This window comes from Desulfofundulus sp. (assembly GCF_049701015.1).
In the GTDB taxonomy this organism is placed as follows: domain Bacteria; phylum Bacillota; class Desulfotomaculia; order Desulfotomaculales; family Desulfovirgulaceae; genus Desulfofundulus.
Genome location: NZ_JBNATZ010000412.1, coordinates 1 through 1,194, shown reverse-complemented (window position 1 = coordinate 1,194; position 1,194 = coordinate 1). Strand labels below are relative to the sequence as shown.

2 protein-coding genes are annotated in these 1,194 nt (G+C 58.9%); both read right to left on the bottom strand.

The annotated features are described in order from the left end of the window. On the bottom strand, nucleotides 1-935 hold a 935-nt coding region (gene cimA, locus ACPLUI_RS14965), incomplete at its 3' end, for a citramalate synthase (RefSeq protein ID WP_424661036.1). Nucleotides 936-980: 45 nt separating this feature from the next. Next, nucleotides 981-1,194 (bottom strand): isocitrate/isopropylmalate family dehydrogenase (locus ACPLUI_RS14960; RefSeq protein ID WP_424661035.1); only part of this gene is annotated, 214 nt, incomplete at its 5' end.

The following is a 1,194-nucleotide window of genomic DNA, read 5'->3' as shown; positions in this document are numbered from 1 at the left end:
GTCCGGGGGTCTTTCAAAATGGCGTTGACATGGACCCCGCCCTTGTGGGCAAAGGCACTGGCCCCCACAAAGGGCTGGTGGGTGTTGGGGTGCAGGTTGGCCAACTCGCTCACATAACGGGAAAGGTCGGTCAGCCGGGCTAGAGAAGACCGGGGAATGGTTTCGTAGCCGTATTTCAAGGTAAGGTTTGGTATCACGGAACAGAGGTTGGCGTTGCCGCAGCGTTCCCCGTAACCGTTGATGGTCCCCTGTACATGGGTTGCCCCGGCCCGCACCGCCGCCAGGGTATTGGCCACGGCCAGCTCTCCGTCATTATGACAGTGGATACCCAGGGCCACCGGGATCTCTTCCTTAACCCTGCCCACTATAGCGGTAACTTCCTCCGGCAGGCTTCCCCCGTTGGTGTCGCACAGTACCAGCCGGTCGGCCCCCCCGCGTACCGCGGCTTTGAGGGTTGCCAGGGCATATCCGGCGTTGGCTTTGAAGCCGTCAAAAAAGTGCTCCGCATCATAGATAACCATGAGACCCCGGCTCTTCAAGTAGCCCACGGATTCTTCAATCATGGCCAGGTTTTCTTCCAGAGTTGTCCCCAGGGCCCTGGTAACGTGTAAGTCCCAGCTCTTACCGAAAATGGTGGCCACGGGAACCCCGGCCGACAGGATGCTCTGGATGTTGCCGTCTTCCTGAACCGGAACACCGGGCTTACGCGTGGACCCGAAGGCGGCAAGGCGGGCATGGCTCAAGCGGTAGTTTTTGATGCGTTGAAAAAAAGCCATATCCTTGGGGTTGGAGCCGGGCCAGCCCCCTTCAACGTAGTGAAAGCCCATCTTATCAAGCTTGAGGGCAATCTTGACCTTGTCTTCCGCGGAAAAGGAAATCCCTTCCCCCTGGGAGCCGTCCCGGAGGGTGGTATCGTAAATCTCCACTGCTGCCATGGTTTCTCCCCCTTAGCAAAGACAAGCCGAGAGGAAATGCACTGGCTACATTTCGCCCTTTTCCACCAGTTCGGCAATCAGCCGGCCCATTTCCGTGGTGGTCACCCGTTGTTTGCCTGGTTCCATGATATCGGCCGTACGGTAGCCCTGCTCAAGCACCACGGCCACCGCCCGTTCAATGGCCGAAGCCGCCTCCTCCAGTCCGAAAGAGTGGCGGAGCATTAAAGCACCGGAAAGGATGGCCGCAATGGGGTTGGCC